Source organism: Kitasatospora sp. NPDC056731 (genome assembly GCF_040687675.1).
In the GTDB taxonomy this organism is placed as follows: Bacteria; Actinomycetota; Actinomycetes; order Streptomycetales; family Streptomycetaceae; genus Kitasatospora.
Genome location: NZ_JBFBNR010000037.1, coordinates 43,189 through 59,103, shown reverse-complemented (window position 1 = coordinate 59,103; position 15,915 = coordinate 43,189). Strand labels below are relative to the sequence as shown.

The window sequence follows — 15,915 nt, the reverse complement described above, 5'->3', positions numbered from 1 at the left end:
AGACTGGTCACATCATGGAGAGTTGGCGTTCAGATGGGCACCCTAACAGCGACCCGCCACAAATGGTCGCGTTTGCACCACATATCTCACACACCACAGCTGACGGACCGACACAAGCGGTCTCAACCAGTCACTCAAGCGCCGCCCGCCGCACGTAGATCGGGTGAGCATCCAGCCCGACAAAGGCGACCGCACCCACTGCGCCGACATCACACTTGCGCGAGAAGTCGGCCGGGCCGACTTCTCGCGCAAACCTCATCCGGCCAGCACGACCGGCGTGCCCGTCAGGTCCACGCCTGCCTGGCGGAGTTCGCCGAGGGCGGTGACCGTGGTCTCGGTGGCCACGCCCGCCGTGTAGTCCAGCAGCACCCTGGTCGCGAACCCGGCCTTCACGGCGTCCAGCGCCGTCGCCTTCACGCAGTGATCGGTGGCGATCCCGACCACGTCCACCGCGTCCACGCCCTGGCCGCGCAGCCAGTCGGCGAGCCGGGTGCCGTCCGCCGCGAAGCCCTCGAACCCGCTCTTGGACGCCGAGTGCGCGCCCTTGAAGAACACCTCGTCCACCGCGCCCGCGTCGACGGCGGGCGCGAAGGACGGGTGGAACTCGCCGCCCTCGCTGCCGACCACGCAGTGCACCGGGAAGGACTCCCGGAAGTCCGGCTTCGCGGAGAAGTGCGGGCCCGGGTCGATGTGGTGGTCCCGGGTCGCGACCACCCGCGCCCAGCCCTCCCGCTCCGGGCCCTGGACCAGCTCGGCGATCGCCCGGGCCCGGTCGGCGCCCCCGCCGACCGGGACGCTCCCTCCCTCACAGAAGTCCTTCTGCACATCCACCACGATCAGCGCGCGAGCCATCGACCGGCCTTTCCTCGGGGGTACGGATTTCGCGGCCAGCTTGACGCCTTCGAGGTGCGTGGACGAAGCAGCCGGGCTGGCGTTCACCCGGACGGGCCTGGCGCGGCGATCAGCACGCCCCAGCAGCACCGCCAAGGCCCGCAGCGGAGCGTTCGAGGGAGTCGGTCAGCCACAGGTAGGACAGGCCGACCGTGACCGGATCCCCACTCGCCTCGGCCACGAGCCGCCAGTAGCGGCGCATCCGCCGGTCCCGGTCGACGGCCACGTAAGCCAGCAGGCGGCCTCGGAACTCCGGGGTGTCGCGGTCGCCGCGGACGGAGGCGTGGGCCGCGACGAACCGGTCGAGTGCGGGGCCCACCCGGGGCGGCTCACCCGCCCGCACCAGGGGCTGGGCCAACGCGCACGCCTCGCCGATCCCGCTCACCAGCTCGTCCTCGTCGGCGATCAGTGCGGCGCCGGCCCGCGCCCTGGCCAGCAGGCCTCGGCTCAGCTCCCGGTCCCCGGCCAGGGCGAACAGCTCGGCGAACGCGACCACCTGCGGCGGGGTCGGGTCGGCGGGCGGCTCGGGTACGGCGATCGCCACGAACGCGGTGAGCATCGCCTCGGACACCGGGGCGGCCATCGCACGTCTCCAGAAGTCGATCAGCGCGTCACGGGCGGCTCCCCCGCCCTCCATGGCGGCCAGCAGCTCCAGCCTGGCGGCCCGGTCGGCCGGTCCGGCCTCCTCGACCGCGCGCAGCGAGGCCCGCCGCCAGGCCAGGTCCGCGAGCCGCACGTCGAGCGCGGCCCGCTCGGCCGCGACGACCTCGGCCACGGAGCGTTCGCCGGCGAGCACCTGCCTGATCGCGGGCAGCCCGAGCCCGAGCCTGCGCAGCCGTCGGACCAGGCCGAGCCGCTCCACGGCCGCCCGGTCGAACCTGCGGTGCCCGCCCGTGCTGCGCACCGAGTCGACGATGCCCTCGTCGCAGTAGAAGCGGATGGTGCGCACCGGCACGCCGGTCAGCCGGGCCAGCTCGCCGATCCCCAACGTCTCATCGAGCAAAGGCACTTGAACCTCCACCGGACTGGAGTTCCTACCGTACCCAGGTAACCCCGAGAGAGGAGCATGGCGATGGCGATGACGTCGACGCTGGACACCGCACGGCTCGTGGAGGGACTGCGGGAGCAGACCCGTCAGTTCACCCGTGCGGTCGCCGGAAGGGACCCGGACACCCGGGTGCCCACCTGCCCGCAGTGGCCGCTGCGCACCCTCGTCGGGCACCTCGGCCAGGAGCACCGGTGGGCGGCCGAACTCGTCCGTACGCGCGAGCAGTTGCCCGTCCCCGACCCGTGGCAGGCCGATCCCGGTGCCCCGGACGGGTGGGCCCGGTGGCTGCGCGAGGGCACGGAGGACTTGGTCCGCGCGGTCCAGGAGACCGGCGCGGACACCGAGTTGCCCACGTTCTTCGGGCCACGGCCGGCGGCTTTCTGGCTCCGCAGGCAGCTGAGCGACACCTGCGTCCATCACTACGACGCGGCGTCGGCGACGGGCACCGCGTTCGAGATCGCCGACGACCTCGCGGCCGACGTGATCAGCGAGACCCTGGATCTGCTGTGCACGCCGGCCTTCGAGTCGGTCAGGCCAACCGTCGCCGGGCTGCGCGGCCGGGGCGAGCGGGTCGGGTTCCGGCCGAGGCCCGGGGAGGGCTGGGTGGTCACCAGGGCGCCCGAGGCGCTGCGGTGGGAGCGCGGGCCGGTCGAGGCCGACGTGGTGGTGTCGGGCGCGGCGGCGGACCTCATGCTGGTGGTCTCCCGCCGCCGCCCGCCGCAGGACGACCGGGTGACGGTGACGGGCGACCGCGCGTTGCTGGACCACTGGCTGGCCCACACGGCGTTCTAACCGCCAGAGTTGCGCGAGAAGTCGGCCGGCCCGACTTCTCGCGCGACGGCGTTCGGCTACCGGCCGACCTCGCGGAGGCGGAAGTCCTCGACCGTCTCCCGGCGGATCAGCAGGCGGGCCCGGCCGTCCTTGACGGCGGCCACCGCCGGGCGGCCGACCAGGTTGTAGCCGGAGGCCATCGACAGCTGGTACGCCCCGGCCGCCGGGACGGCCAGCAGGTCCCCCGCGCGCAGGTCGGCGGGGAGTACGGCGTCGCGCACCAGCACGTCGCCGGCCTCGCAGTGCCGGCCGACCACGTCCACCCGGGCCGCGCCCGCCTCCGAGCGGCGGCCCACCAGGCGGACGCTGTACGGCGATCCGTACAGCGCCGGGCGCGGGTTGTCGCTCATCCCGCCGTCCACGGCGGCGAAGCAGTGGCCGTCCGCGGTGTGCTTCACCGACAGCACCCGGTACACGGCGACGGCGGCCGGGCCGACCAGCGCGCGGCCGGGCTCGACGATCAGCCGCGGCACCTCCAGGCCCGCCTCGGCGCAGCGCACCGCCAGCCGGTCGGTCACCCGGACGGCGAAGTCGGCGACGTCGAACTCGGCGTCCCCCGGCAGGTAGCGGATGCCGTGGCCGCCGCCGAGGTCCAGTTCGGGCAGTTCCACGCCGTGCTGCTCCCGGATCTCCGCGAGCAGCCGCACCAGCGCGTCCACCGCCTGGAGGTAGGGCTCGACCTCGGTGATCTGCGAGCCCAGGTGGCAGTGCAGGCCGGCCAGTTCGAGCCCGGGCTGGTCGAGCACCCGGGCGATCGCGTCGGCCGCGTCGCCGCCCTCGATCGGGAAGCCGAACTTCTGCCCGCCCACCCCCGTCTGAACCGCCGTGTGGTGCCCGGCGGCGATCCCCGGGACGACCCGGACGAGTACCCGCTGCGGGGTGTCGGCGGCCACCAGGGCGGCGAGCCGGGCGATCTCCGCCGGTCCGTCGATCACGATCCGCCCGACCCGCAGCCGCCGGGCCAGCCGCAGTTCCTCCGGGGACTTGGCGTTGCCGTGCAGCAGGATCCGCTGCGCCGGGAAGCCGGCCGAGGCGGCCAGCCACAGTTCGCCGGAGGAGCAGACGTCCAGGCCCAGGCCCTCCTCGGCCACCCAGTCGGCCATCGCGCTGCACAGGAACGCCTTGGCCGCGTACAGCACCTCGGCGTGCGGCAGCGCCCGCCGGTAGGCCCGGGCGCGGTTGCGCACCTCGGCCTCGTCCAGGACGTACAGCGGGGTGCCGAAGCGCTCGGCCGCCTCCGCCAGCCCCACCCCGCCGACCAGCACGTCGCCGCCGGGGCCGGGCCGCGCCGAGGCCGGCCAGGGGCCGCCGAGCGCGTCGACGGCCGGGGCGTCGGGGCGGGCGGTGGAGGTGCCGGTGGAGGGGGCGGGGACGGTGGAGGGGACGGACGGGGCGGTCAGCTGCGTCATGGCGGTACTCCTACGGGGCGGGGCGGGGTTGCGGCACGCGGTGGGCGGGGTCAGTCCTCGAACTGCATCGCGATCCGGCAGTGCGCCGGGCGGCCGCGGTCGTGGCCGACCGTGGTCGCGGGCGCGGGTTCGGGCGGCTCGGGGCTGTCCTGAAGCTCATGCCGTTCCTGTCGGTCCTGCCGGACACCTGCGGGCACCAGGCGGACCAGGCGGCGCGGCGACTGGTCGACGGCGGTGGCGATCGTGCTGCTCACGGGAGGCTCCTCGGGCTCGGGCGGGCCGCCGTGGTGCGGCCCTCGGTTCCAGTGGATGCCCACCGGACGCCGATCGCACCGGGCCTTGACGCGTGGCCTACGCTCCGCCGGGCGTCCTTGACGCCTTCCTGACATCCGCCGCCACGGCCGTCACCCGTACGGCCGCACGCGCCCCCGAACGTCCGTACGAGCCCCCGAACGCCCACCCGGTCCGGATGTCAGGGAGCCGTCAAGGACGGCCGCCCGCACGCCAAGCCCGCGTCAAGAGGCGCGTGGCGGGCGCGGATCCGGTGGTGGGCTGGCCGCCGTCCCCGCCGCCACCGAGCCCGCCGCCCCGTTGCCCCGCAGCCCCGGGCGGCCCGGAAGGTCTTCCGAGACGATGCGCCGTTCGGCCCTCACTCCCCCGGACACCACCACGCCCCGAACCGACTGGTTCCGCCGCCCGGAGGGCGTCCGCGAGCAACCCCCGCACGACCGACCGGACGACCGGACGGACGACCGACCGCACGACCGACCGCACCAACCGCAGCACCACCCGAGCCACCGGCCGACCGGCCCGGACGGCGGCCGCCGCCGGCTCATCACCCGCCGCCAGCTCACCGAGGCCCTGCCCGCCGCCGTCCGCAAGCTCCACCCGCGCACCATGATGCGCAACCCGGTGATGCTCGTGGTGGAGACCGGCTCCGCGCTCACCACGCTCAGCGCGGTGATCCACCCGAGCGTGTTCGCCTGGGTGATCGGCTTCTGGCTCTGGCTGACCGTGCTGTTCGCCAACCTCGCCGAGGCCGTCGCCGAGAGCCGGGGCAAGGCCCAGACCGAGTCGCTGCGCCGCACCCAGGCCGGGACCACCGCCCGGCGGCTGCTGCACTGGCGGGTCGGGACCCGCGACCACCGCCACGAGGTGATCCCCGCCGAGCAGTTGATGCTGCACGACGTGGTGCTGGTGCCGGCCGGCGAGGTCGTGCCGCAGGACGGCGAGGTGGTCGAGGGGGTGGCCTCCGTCGACGAGTCGGCGATCACCGGGGAGTCCGCGCCGGTGATCCGCGAGTCCGGCGGCGACCGCACCGGCGTCACCGGCGGCACCAGGGTGCTCTCCGACCACCTGGTCGTCCGGGTCACCTCCCGGCCCGGGCAGAGCTTCGTCGACCGCATGATCGCCCTGGTGGAGGGCGCCAACCGGCAGAAGACCCCGAACGAGATCGCGCTCAACATCCTGCTCGCCTCGCTCACCATCGTCTTCCTGCTCTCGGTGGTCTCGCTCCAGCCGATGGCGATCTACGCGCACGCGCCGCAGACCACCGTGGTGCTGGTCGCCCTGATGGTCGCGCTCATCCCGACCACCATCGGCGCGCTGCTGTCCGCGATCGGCATCGCCGGGATGGACCGGCTGGTCCAGCGCAACGTCGTCGCCCTGTCCGGCCGGGCCGTCGAGGCCGCCGGGGACGTCGACGTGCTGCTGCTCGACAAGACCGGCACCATCACCCACGGCAACCGCCGGGCCGTCGCACTGCACCCGCTGCCCGGCGCGAGCACCGAACAGCTCGCCGAGGCAGCCCAGTTGGCCTCCGTCGCGGACGAGACCCCGGAAGGCCGCTCACTCGTCGAACTGACGAACCGTCAGTACTGGGTGCCACCCCGCGCCCCCGGCGAACTCGGCGAGCAGCAGCCCGTCCCGTTCACCGCGCACAGCCGGATGAGCGGCGTCGACCTGACCTGGCCCGACGGGACGAACTGCCTGATCCGCAAGGGCGCCGCCGGCGCCGTCGCCCGCTGGGTGGTGGAGTCCGGCGGGCGGATGCCGATGGAGGCCAAGCCGCTGGTGGACCGGATCGCCGAGGCCGGCGGCACCCCGCTGCTGGTCGCCGTCCACGACCGGCACGGCGCCCGCGCGCTGGGCGTGGTCGAACTCAAGGACGTGGTGAAGGAGGGCATCGCCGAGCGCTTCGCCGAGCTGCGCAGGATGGGCATCCGCACCGTCATGGTCACCGGCGACAACCCGCTCACCGCCCGCGCCATCGCCGCCGAGGCCGGGGTGGACGACTTCCTCGCCGAGGCCACCCCCGAGGACAAGCTCGCCCACCTGCGCCGCGAGCAGGCCGCCGGGAACATGGTCGCGATGACCGGCGACGGCACCAACGACGCCCCCGCGCTCGCCCAGGCCGACGTCGGGGTCGCGATGAACTCCGGCACCCCGGCCGCCAAGGAGGCCGGCAACATGGTCGACCTCGACTCCAACCCGGCGAAGCTGATCGACATCATCCGGGTCGGCAAGCAACTCCTCATCACCCGGGGCGCGTTGACCACCTTCTCGATCACCAACGACGTGGCCAAGTTCTTCGCGATCATCCCCGCGATGTTCGCGAACGCCTACCCCGGGCTGCACCACCTCAACATCATGGAACTGCACAGCCCGACCTCGGCGATCGCCTCCGCGATCATCTTCAACGCGCTGATCATCGTCGCGCTGATCCCGCTCGCCCTGCGCGGCGTCCGCTACCAGCCCGCCTCCGCCACCGACCTGCTCCGCCGCAACCTGCGGGTGTACGGGCTGGGCGGGCTGATCCTGCCGTTCCTCGGCATCAAGGCGATCGACCTGCTGATCCAGTTCGTGCCGGGCCTCGGATGAGGCGCACGGCCTGCCGGAGCTGTCAGAAGGCCGTCAAGAAGTGTGCGACCGGCGTCATGGAGCCATCAGCGGCGGTACGGACGGACCGGTTCCGGGGTTCACTGGAATCATCCGAACCAAGGAGTACGGAACCGGGAGTACCCGACCGGAGAAACGGAGGCGAACGGCCATGACCGGGACCACCCGAGTGATCGTCGGCCTGAGCGGATCACTGAGCAGTCTGGCCGCCCTCTACCACGCCGTCGGCGAGGCGGCCCGCAGCGAGGCCGTGCTGGTGCCGGTGGCCGCGTGGAACGCGGGCGAACGCGACGGCCTGCGCCCGCTGTCCGAACTGGAGCACGCCGCCCGGCGGCGGCTGGACATCGCCTTCGAGCAGGCCTACGGCGGCTACCCGGCCGGCCTGGTCATCCACCCGCTGGTGGTCAAGGCCGAGCCCGGGCCGGCCCTGGTCGGCGCCGTCACCGGGCCGGAGGACCTGCTGGTCCTCGGCGCCGCCACCCGCCGCCGGTTCGACCGGCTGCGGCACGGCTCGGTGGCCCGGCACTGCCGCCACCGCGCGGGCTGCCGGGTGGTCGAGGTGTCGCCCTCCGCGCTGCTGACCCGGCTCGAACTCCCCGCCCGCACGGGGGCACCGCTCCCGCTGCTGGGCCGCGCCTGACAGCAACTCCCCCGAACCCGCCCGCCGGCTCGACGCGTCACCTCACCCACGCCGAGCCGGCGGGCGCCATCGCGCCCGGGCGCGCCGGACCAGGGCCCCTGGTCAAGGCCCGCCCCGACGCCTCCCCCAACTGCACCACCGCGTCCGCGTGTTCACGCACCAGCGACAGGTCGTGGCCGATGAGCGCCAGCGCCACCCCGCGCTCGGCGCGCAGCCGGCCCAGCAGGGTCATGATGCCCGCGGCCGTGTCGGCGTCCAGCCCGGAGGTCACCTCGTCGCACAGCAGGACGTCCGGTTCGGCCGCCAACGCCCGGGCGATGGCGACGCGTTGACGCTGGCCGCCGGACAGCTCGTGCGGGTGCCGGGCGGCCAGGTCGGCGGGGAGGCCGACGGCGGCCAGCAGTTCGGCGACCCGGCCGGGGCACTGCTCGTGCGGGGTGGTGTGGTGCAGCCGCAGCGGCCGGGTGAGGGTGGCGCCGACGGTCCGGACTGGGTTGAGCGCGCCGAGCGGGTTCTGCGGGACGAGTTGGACGCGGCGGCGCTGCTCGCGGGTGCGGGCGTGGTGCGAGCCGGCCAGCGGGGCGCCGTCCAGGGTGAGGGTGCCGCCGGTGGGCGGGTGGAGCCCGGCGAGGACCCGGGCGAGGGTGGTCTTGCCCGCGCCGGAGGGGCCGATGATGCCGGTGCAGCTGCCGGGCGCGAGGTGCAGGTCGACCCCGGCCAGGATCCGGCGCCGCCCGCGCCCGTACCCGACGTGGGCTTCGACGCCGAGCGCGGCCAGCCCGACGGCGGTGCGCGCCGCGACCGGTCCGGACGTGCGGCTCGCCCCGGCCCGGACGGCGCCGGCCCGGATGGCGCCGCCGCCCGCCCCGGGGCGGGCCGGGGCGAGGACGAGCACCTCGTCGGCGCAGCGGGCGACGAAGGCGGCGTCGTGACTGGCGAGCGCGACGGCGATGCCGTGCCGGCGGGCGAGTTCGCGCAGCAGGTCGGCGATCTCGTCCCGCAGCGCGGGGTCGAGGCCGGCGCCGGGTTCGTCGAGGAGCAGCAGGTCGGGGCGGCGGGCGAGGGCCCGGGCGAGGGCGACGCGACGCTGCCGGCCACCGGAGAGGGCGCCGGGGAAGGCGAGCCGGTGACGGCGCAACCGGCGCAGTGGTTCGGGGGCGAGGGCGAGGACGTCCTGGCCGAGGACGGTGACCAGCCCGGTGGCCCGGGCGCCCGGGGGCAGGGCGCCGGCGAGGGCGTGCAGCAGGGTGGTCTTGCCCGCGCCGGAGGGGCCGGTGACGGCGTGCACGCGCCCGGGGTGCAGGTCGAGGCTGACCGGGGCGAGCAGCGGGGTGCCGTCCGCGAGGGCGATGGCGAGCCGGTCGACCCGGGCGGTCGGGTTCTCGGTCACAGTCATTCCGCGTGTCCTCCCCCGAACCGAAATCACTTAGGTTTGCCTACCCTGAAGTTGAGCCCCCAGACAACCCTCCTGCCACACAATGGCTCAGGAGTGACCACCCCGCCGACGTTCTCGGCCGCCGTCCGGCCGTCAGCACCAGGGGGCAGCCGGCGCACGGCCGGCGTCACTGCGGGTCGTGCAGGTGGTCGCTCAGCCAGGTCAGCGACGGCGGGAGCAGCCTGGTCCAGGTGGTGAAGTTGTGCCCGCCGGTCTCCACGACGGCCTGGGCGACCACCAGCGGCGGGCGGGCGGCCGCGGCAAAGGCCACGGAGTCGGCGTAGCCGTGGCCGTCCTCCTTGCTGTCGGCGAGGAGGACGGCGAGGGCGGGCATCGGCAGGTGGGCGAGGCGCCAGTTCAGGTCGGCCTCGTCGCGCCGCTGCTGGCTGCCGCCGAAGAGGTCGCCGGTGGTCGCGTCCTCGGCGGCCTTGAAGTAGCCGGACAGCGAGACCGCCACCGGGAAGGTCTCCGGGTGGACCATGCCGAGCTTGACGGCGCAGTAGCCCCCGGTGGAGTCGCCGATCACGCCGAGGCTGCCGGTGCCGTCGAGCACCCGGTAGGAGGCGCGCAGGTCGGCCGGCACGTCGGTGGTGAAGTAGCGCTGGGCCTGCGGGCCGTTCGGGACGTCCTCGCACTCGCTGTCGCGCGGCATCGACGGCGAGGGGCGCACCAGCACCAGGACGGTCGGCTTCATCGTCCCCCGGCGCAGCAGGTCGAGTTCGTACGCCGGGTAGCGCAGCTTGGTGACCAGGTTGGCGGCGTCCCCCGGGAAGCCGGTCATCACCAGGGCGGCCGGGAAGTGCCGGGCCTCGGCGCCGGGCCGGAAGTACTGCGGCGGCAGGTAGACGTACCCGTCGGTGCTGAGCCCGGTGGTGGTGCCGGGCAGCCGGACCCGGTCGAGCCGCCCGATGGTGGCCGGGTCCCGGTCGGCCCCGTCCGCGCCGGTGATCTCGGCGGTGCCGAGCACCTGCACCCCGGCGGGCACCTCGGCCGGGGTGCTGCTGGGCCCTCCGGAGGGAACGACGGACGGGCTTCCGGACGGGCCGCCGGTCGGGCTGGTCGCCTGGATGACGCCCGTCCCGCGGTCGCGTCCGAACAGGTCGGACCAGCTGCTGTAGAACACGAAGTCGTCGTTGACGGCGAGCCCGAGGGTGGCCAGCAGGGTGAACTGGGTGACGGCGATCGTGCCGAGCCGCAGGAACACCGCGGGCCAGCTCCGGACGGCCAGCCGGGGCCAGACCCAGAGCGTGCCGAGCACCGTGAACACCGCGAACAGTGCCACCAGCGCCAGCAGCTTGTGACTGGTGAGTCCCATCCGGCCTCCCTGGGGCACGTCCGACAGCGCGACCCAGGGTAACCAGGTCGGGACCGAACGTCACTCCCGCCGGTCGGCGAGCGCCTGCCAGACCTGGTCGCGCAGGAACGGCGGGTCGGTGAAGCGGATGCCGGTGGCGTCGCGCAGGGCGTTGGCGAAGGCGGGGGCGACCGGGTTGAACGGGCTCTCGCTCATCGACTTGGCGCCGAGCGGGCCGATCGCGTCCGAGGTGGTCGAGAAGTGCACCTCGGTGCGCGGCACGTCGGCGTACGCGGGCAGGCGGTAGCGGCGGAAGGCGGCCGTGGTGACCTCGCCCCGGTCGTCCAGCAGCACCCGTTCGAACAGCGTCGCGCCGAGCGCCTGGGCGACCCCGCCCTCGACCTGCCCGCGGCACTGCATCGGGTTCATCACCCGCCCGGCGTCGGCGCCGTGCACGCTGCGCAGGATCCGGATCTCCCCGGTGTCCGGGTCGACGGCGAGGCGGAACCACTGCGAGTTGAACGCCACCGAGCGCGGCGAGCCGCCCCAGTGCCCGGTGCCGACGAGGTCGACGCCGCGTTCGCGCGCCGCCGCGTGCAGTTCCTTCAGCGGGATGCCGCGCCCGTCGCAGTCGACGGCCTCGGCGCCGAGCCGGACCAGGCTGCGCGGGGTCCGCGCGTACTCGGCGGCGAAGTCGGTCAGCCGTTCGGCGAGCGCGTTCGCGGCCCGCATCACCGCCTTGCCCGCGACCACCGTCCCCGCCGAGCCGAAGGCGCCGGTGTCGTGCCGGACGACGTCGGTGTCGGACTGCCGGATCGCGATCCGGTCGACGGTGGTGCCGAGCGCTCCCGCGGTGATCTGCTGGTGCACGGTGGTCGTGCCGTTGCCGAACTCGGCGGTCCCCACGGCGACGTCGTAGCCGCCGTCCTCCAGCAGGGCGACGGCGGCGTCGGCGAAGTGCCCGCCGGGCGGGCCGGTGGCGATCATCGCCATGGCGAAGCCCTGCCCGACCAGCCAGCCCTCGGGGGCGTCCGCCGCGCTGCGGTCGTTCGCGAGCGCGTCGCGGACGACTTGCAGGCACTGGTCGAGGCCGTAGCTGGCGATGTGCAGGTCCTCCTCCTCGCCGCCGGGGCTGAGCAGGTGCTCGCCGGGGCCGATGACGTTGCGCTCGCGGAACTCCAGCGGGTCGATGCCCAGCCGGCGGGCCAGTTCGTCCATCGCCGACTCCACCGCGAAGGTCACCTGCCCGAGCCCGTAGCCCCGGAAGGCGCCGGCCGGCACGCAGTTGGTGTACACCGAGTACGCCTCGACCTTCTTGTGCGGCACCCGGTAGACGCCCATCGACTCGCCGACGCTGTGGAACATCACCGCCGGGCCGTGGTTGCCGTACGCGCCGGTGTTGGACACCACCCGGAAGCTCAGCGCCGTGAGCGCGCCGTCCGCCTTGGCGCCCGCCTTGACGGTGATCGTGAACGGGTGCCGGGTGGTGGCGCCGTGGAACTGCTCGGCCCGGGTGAACTCCAGCTTCACCGGCCGGCGCAGCCGCAGCGCCGCCAGCACCGCGATGTCCTCGGTCAGCATCTCCTGCTTGCCGCCGAAGCCGCCGCCGACCCGGCCCGCCACCACCCGGACCTCCTCCTCCGGCAGGTCGAACAGGGCGCAGAGTGCGCGCCGGGTGAGGAACGGCACCTGGGTGCTGGAGCGCACCACCAGCCGCTCGCCTGCGCCGTCCTCCCGCTCCTCGAAGGAGACGACGCAGCCGTGCGTCTCCAGGCTGGCGTGCTGCACCCGCTGGGTGCGGAAGGTCTCCTGGTAGACCGCGTCGGCCTCGGCGAAGCCCTGCTCCACGCTGCCGATCTCGCCGTGCACCTCGCCGCACACGTTGTTCTCCGGCCGGGCGATCCGGGCCTGCGGCCCCTTGGCGTGCAGCACCGGCGCGCCGGGCGCCATCGCCTCCTCCGGGTCCAGCACGTACGGGAGTTGCTCGTACTCGACGGCGATCCGGCGGCAGCCCTCCTCGGCGGCCGCCTCGCTGTCGGCGACCACCGCGGCGACCCGCTGGCCGACGAAGCGGACGACGTCGTCCAGCAGCCGGGTGTCGTCCGGGTCCTCGGTCGGGTGCTCGTGCCGGGCCGAGGAGTACAGCCGCTCGGGCGCGTCGTGGTGGGTGAACACCGCGTGCACGCCGGGCACGCGCAGCGCGGCCGCGGTGTCGATGGCGACGATCCGGGCGTGCGGGTGCGGGGAGCGCAGCAGCTTCAGGTGCAGCAGCCCCGGCACCTCCACGTCGAAGGTGTAGCGGGCGGTGCCGGTGACGACCTGCGGCCCGGCGGGTGCGCCCAGGCTGCGGCCGACGGCGCGGCCGGCCTCGGGCTCCTCGGTGTGCCGGACGCCGCGGATCGCGTCCTCGATCGCCCGGTAGCCGGTGCAGCGGCACAGGTTGCCCTTCAACGACCTGGGGAGGTCGGTGAGTTGCTCCTCGTCCAGGGCACTGGCGGTCATCAGGAAGCCGGCCGTGCAGAAGCCGCACTGGAAGCCCTGGGCGTCCAGGAACCGCTGCTGCATCGGGTGCAGTTCGCCGTCCTTGGCCAGGCCCTCCACCGTGGTGACGCACCGCCCCTCGGCGCGCGCCGCCGGGTAGAGGCAGCTGTGCACCGGGGTGCCGTCCACCTGCACGGTGCAGGCGCCGCAGTCGCCGGCGTCGCAGCCCTTCTTCACCCCGAACCAGCCGCGCTCGCGCAGGTAGGTGCGCAGGCACTGGCCCGGGCGGGGCTCGGCGTCGAAGTCCCGTTCGTTGACGCGGATCGAGAAGCTCATGCGGCGGCCTCCTCGGCCAGGTCCGGTCCGGTCAAGTCCGGTTCAGCCAGGTCCGGCCCGGACAGGTTCGGTCCAACCAGGTCCGGCCCGGACAGGTCCGATCCATCCAGGCCCGGCCCGGCGGTACTCGGCGGGGCCGGCCGGGCGGGGTCCAGTTCGCGGCGGATCTGCTCGGCGAACCGGAAGGTCAGGTGCCGCCGCCAGGCGGGCAGTCCGTGGATGTCGTCGACGTACTCCTCGGGCCGGATGCCGTCTCGGACCGCCTCCTCGACGGCGGCCGCGTTCGGCCCCGGCGGGAACCAGAGCCGGATCGGGCGGACGGTGGCGGCGGTGACGGTGATGGCCAGCGAACCGTCCACCGGGTCGAGGGTGCCGATCAGCAGCGCGCCGGAGCGGCCCAGCCCGTACAGCGAGGCCTGGCGGAACGCCGTCCGGGCGGCCAGCGCCCGGCCCGGCAGGGTGATCGAGCGCAGCAGCTCGCCCGGCCGCAGGTCCTTGACGCCGGCGCCGGTGACGAACTCCGCCACCGGGACGCGGCGTTGCTCCCCCGACGGGGCCCGCAGCAGGCAGACCCCGTCCAGGGCGGCGGTCAGCGAGATCATCGGACCGGCGGGCAGGCCGTTGCACAGGTTGCCACCGACGGTGGCCATGTTCCAGATCTTCCAGGAGGCCAGGAACGCCCGGCAGCACTGCTCGAACAGCGGCGCCGCCGTCCAGGCGGCGGGCTTGGGGTGGCGGGAGAGCTGGGCGACCGTGCAGGTCGCGGCGATCTCCAGGCCGCCGTCCGGGGTCGGGGTGAGCGGCTCCCAGCCCATCCGGCCGAGGTCGATCAGCCGGCGGATGTGCGGCTGCGGCTCGGAGAACAGGTACGTCCCGCCGCCGAGCCAGGCGTCCCCGGGCCGCCAGGTGCCGCCCCGGCGGGCGTCGCGCAGCTCGGCCACCGTGTTCAGATCCATGTCGCTCCATCGCCCCCGGCCGGTCCCGTTCCTTCGGTACGGCGATTGAAGCGGCGGCGACCGGTCGGGCACGAGTGGGCCCGCACACCAGCCGCACCCGGCCCCACCTGGTCGATCGTCCAACGGCGGGCCCTCGCACCGGCGCCAACTTCGACAAGGGTGTCGAAGTTGGCGTGAGGGCCGGGCTATGCTGTCCCGAAGTCCGAGGATGACCCCCCCTTGCCCCGTCGACGAACGCACCAGCATGGCGCGCCCGACCGGAAGGAGGCGAGACGCATGGACAGCAGCAGTGCGGGCCGCACCACCCGCCCCCACCCCCGCATGCCCCGGTCCGCCTCCGGCAGACGGTGAGCACGGTCGAGACGGTGAACACACCCGTCGCGCACGCTTTCTGACGCCACGTCAAGTTCTCCTGACGCTACGTCACCCACGTCGGCCCTGCCGCCACCGCCGTCCACGGCCCCTTCACCCGCCCCGGTCTTCCCCGCCGAGGAGAGGTATCCCATGACGACGTCCCGGCCCTACCCGCGCCCCGCCGAAGCCGCGGTGCTGCTCACCGTCCTCGCCCTCCTCGTCGCCGAGGAACTCGCCCTCGGCCTGGCCGAGGAGGAGGACCGCCCGGTCATCAACGCCATCCTGATCGGCGCCTCCGGCTCCGGCCTCCTGGCGGTCGGCGCGGTGCTGCTCGGGCGCTGGCTCGACACCCGCCGCCCGCTCCCGTTACCCCCGCCCGGCCCCAACGGCCGCGAGTACAGCGCCCGCGCCCTCGAAGACTTCCCGATGGACGCCGTGCGCCCGCTCCTGCTCGCCCACCAGGCCCCGCAGCTGGGCCAGTTGTACTCCGCCTGGATGCTCGCCCGGGCCGGCCGCCCGGCCCCGTGGATCGCCCGCCGACTCGGCATCCCGCTCGACGCCGCCCACCTCCTCGTCGACGCCGCCCGCACCCGCCACGACTGAGCCGGCGGCGTCAGCGGCGTCGGCCGGGCGCCCCCGCGCCCGCCTGCGCCAGCAGGAACGGCACCAGGCCGCGCTCCGCCAGCGCCGACCGCCAGGCGTCCCGCGCCAGCCCCAGCTCCCCCAGGACGCCGGCCTCCCCGCCGGACTCCGCCGACCTCGACCGCGAGGCCGCGCCCAACAGCCCCAGCCCACCCACCAGCAGGCTCACCGCGGCCACCCCGGCCGCCACCCACCCGGCGCCCACCAGCGCGTGCCCCAGCACCTCGGCGTCGTCCGCCAGCCCCAGCGCGTACCCGAGCAGCAGGAAGATCGCGGCCGCCACCCCGGCGATGATCGGCACGATCACCCCCAGCACGCCCCACCACCCGGACACCCGCTGCCGCCCCGGCTCGTCCACCGGCAGCCGCGCCACCGCGTCCTGGTCCGCCCGCAGCGCCGCGTACCGCTCGTACTCGGGCGCCGCCGCCGCCAGCACGAACTCCGCGTTCTCCCGGGCGCACCGCCGCAACCGCTCCACCCCCGGCCCCTCGTCCCCCACCGCCCGCAGGGCCGCCCGCACCTGCGACCCGGCCAGCGCCCTCCCCAGCTCCGTCTCGAAATCGGCCCGATCCTGCTGCGGCAGTCGAAGCGGCCTGTCCATGCCGTGCCCCCGTTCGCTGTTCTCCATGTTCTACAGAACTGTAGAACATGGCAGCGGATAGCAGCAGCCCCGTTCACCTGTGGGCTTGCGATTCAGGAG

At 74.6% G+C, this 15,915-nt stretch carries 13 protein-coding genes; 4 read left to right on the top strand and 9 right to left on the bottom strand.

All coding sequences use genetic code 11. From position 1 onward, the window contains the following. Window positions 1-255 precede the first annotated feature (255 nt). Window positions 256-852: an isochorismatase family protein gene (locus tag AB0R04_RS29705; protein ID WP_363376640.1), complete on the bottom strand. Its 597-nt coding sequence runs from the start codon at window positions 850-852 to the stop codon at window positions 256-258. Window positions 853-961: 109 nt separating this feature from the next. Further along, the gene (locus AB0R04_RS29700; RefSeq protein ID WP_363376638.1) at window positions 962-1,900 is read right to left on the bottom strand and encodes a MerR family transcriptional regulator; all 939 of its coding nucleotides are present in this window, start codon (window positions 1,898-1,900) and stop codon (window positions 962-964) included. A gap of 63 nt (window positions 1,901-1,963) precedes the next feature. On the opposite strand from AB0R04_RS29700, the gene AB0R04_RS29695 reads away from it, so the two are divergent. Further along, window positions 1,964-2,731 (top strand): maleylpyruvate isomerase family mycothiol-dependent enzyme, encoded by a 768-nt coding sequence (locus AB0R04_RS29695; protein WP_363376636.1) that lies wholly within the window; start codon window positions 1,964-1,966, stop codon window positions 2,729-2,731. 56 nt (window positions 2,732-2,787) lie between these two features. On the opposite strand, the gene lysA is transcribed toward AB0R04_RS29695, so the two are convergent. Next, window positions 2,788-4,179 carry a diaminopimelate decarboxylase gene (gene lysA, locus AB0R04_RS29690; protein ID WP_363376635.1) on the bottom strand — a complete coding sequence of 464 codons (1,392 nt, stop codon included), beginning with the start codon at window positions 4,177-4,179 and terminating at the stop codon, window positions 2,788-2,790. 50 nt (window positions 4,180-4,229) lie between these two features. Continuing rightward, window positions 4,230-4,433 carry a hypothetical protein gene (locus AB0R04_RS29685; RefSeq protein ID WP_363376633.1) on the bottom strand — a complete coding sequence of 68 codons (204 nt, stop codon included), beginning with the start codon at window positions 4,431-4,433 and terminating at the stop codon, window positions 4,230-4,232. A 379-nt stretch (window positions 4,434-4,812) separates the two neighbouring features. Here AB0R04_RS29685 and kdpB point away from each other — a divergent pair, with 379 nt between their 5' ends. Next, window positions 4,813-7,059: a potassium-transporting ATPase subunit KdpB gene (gene kdpB / locus AB0R04_RS29680; RefSeq protein ID WP_363376631.1), complete on the top strand. Its 2,247-nt coding sequence runs from the start codon at window positions 4,813-4,815 to the stop codon at window positions 7,057-7,059. 169 nt (window positions 7,060-7,228) lie between these two features. Then, a complete protein-coding gene (locus tag AB0R04_RS29675; protein ID WP_063346559.1) occupies window positions 7,229-7,717 on the top strand; it encodes a universal stress protein in 489 nt (162 codons plus the stop codon). Between the two features lie 37 nt (window positions 7,718-7,754). On the opposite strand, the gene AB0R04_RS29670 is transcribed toward AB0R04_RS29675, so the two are convergent. The 4 genes from AB0R04_RS29670 to AB0R04_RS29655 all read right to left on the bottom strand — a co-directional run bounded on the left by AB0R04_RS29670 (window position 7,755) and on the right by AB0R04_RS29655 (window position 14,219). Further along, the gene (locus tag AB0R04_RS29670) at window positions 7,755-9,113 is read right to left on the bottom strand and encodes an ATP-binding cassette domain-containing protein (protein WP_363376629.1); all 1,359 of its coding nucleotides are present in this window, start codon (window positions 9,111-9,113) and stop codon (window positions 7,755-7,757) included. A gap of 166 nt (window positions 9,114-9,279) precedes the next feature. Beyond that, window positions 9,280-10,467 (bottom strand): alpha/beta hydrolase-fold protein, encoded by a 1,188-nt coding sequence (locus tag AB0R04_RS29665; RefSeq protein WP_363376627.1) that lies wholly within the window; start codon window positions 10,465-10,467, stop codon window positions 9,280-9,282. Window positions 10,468-10,527: 60 nt separating this feature from the next. Further along, the gene (locus tag AB0R04_RS29660) at window positions 10,528-13,263 is read right to left on the bottom strand and encodes a molybdopterin-dependent oxidoreductase (RefSeq protein ID WP_363376625.1); all 2,736 of its coding nucleotides are present in this window, start codon (window positions 13,261-13,263) and stop codon (window positions 10,528-10,530) included. Further along, window positions 13,260-14,219, bottom strand: coding sequence for an FAD binding domain-containing protein (locus AB0R04_RS29655; protein WP_363376624.1), 960 nt, complete (start codon window positions 14,217-14,219; stop codon window positions 13,260-13,262). Before AB0R04_RS29655 ends, AB0R04_RS29660 begins: the two co-directional genes overlap by 4 nt. Window positions 14,220-14,723: 504 nt before the next feature. Here AB0R04_RS29655 and AB0R04_RS29650 point away from each other — a divergent pair. After that, window positions 14,724-15,176 (top strand): hypothetical protein, encoded by a 453-nt coding sequence (locus AB0R04_RS29650; protein WP_063346563.1) that lies wholly within the window; start codon window positions 14,724-14,726, stop codon window positions 15,174-15,176. A 10-nt stretch (window positions 15,177-15,186) separates the two neighbouring features. Here the strand turns inward: AB0R04_RS29650 and AB0R04_RS29645 are convergent, their stop codons facing one another. Then, complete coding sequence (locus AB0R04_RS29645) at window positions 15,187-15,843, bottom strand: hypothetical protein (protein WP_363376622.1); 657 nt, start codon at window positions 15,841-15,843, stop codon at window positions 15,187-15,189. Between the last annotated feature and the right edge of the window lie 72 nt (window positions 15,844-15,915).

Bases quoted from the DNA above. Each gene is read 5' to 3' on its own strand.
- AB0R04_RS29665 (WP_363376627.1), bottom strand. From the start codon at position 10,467: ATGGGACTCACCAGTCACAAGCTGCTGGCGCTGGTGGCACTGTTCGCG.
- AB0R04_RS29675 (WP_063346559.1), top strand. From the start codon at position 7,229: ATGACCGGGACCACCCGAGTGATCGTCGGCCTGAGCGGATCACTGAGC.
- AB0R04_RS29645 (WP_363376622.1), bottom strand. From the start codon at position 15,843: ATGGAGAACAGCGAACGGGGGCACGGCATGGACAGGCCGCTTCGACTG.
- AB0R04_RS29670 (WP_363376629.1), bottom strand. From the start codon at position 9,113: ATGACTGTGACCGAGAACCCGACCGCCCGGGTCGACCGGCTCGCCATC.
- kdpB (WP_363376631.1), top strand. From the start codon at position 4,813: ATGCGCCGTTCGGCCCTCACTCCCCCGGACACCACCACGCCCCGAACC.
- AB0R04_RS29655 (WP_363376624.1), bottom strand. From the start codon at position 14,219: ATGGATCTGAACACGGTGGCCGAGCTGCGCGACGCCCGCCGGGGCGGC.
- AB0R04_RS29705 (WP_363376640.1), bottom strand. From the start codon at position 852: ATGGCTCGCGCGCTGATCGTGGTGGATGTGCAGAAGGACTTCTGTGAG.
- AB0R04_RS29660 (WP_363376625.1), bottom strand. From the start codon at position 13,263: ATGAGCTTCTCGATCCGCGTCAACGAACGGGACTTCGACGCCGAGCCC.
- lysA (WP_363376635.1), bottom strand. From the start codon at position 4,179: ATGACGCAGCTGACCGCCCCGTCCGTCCCCTCCACCGTCCCCGCCCCC.
- AB0R04_RS29650 (WP_063346563.1), top strand. From the start codon at position 14,724: ATGACGACGTCCCGGCCCTACCCGCGCCCCGCCGAAGCCGCGGTGCTG.
- AB0R04_RS29695 (WP_363376636.1), top strand. From the start codon at position 1,964: ATGGCGATGACGTCGACGCTGGACACCGCACGGCTCGTGGAGGGACTG.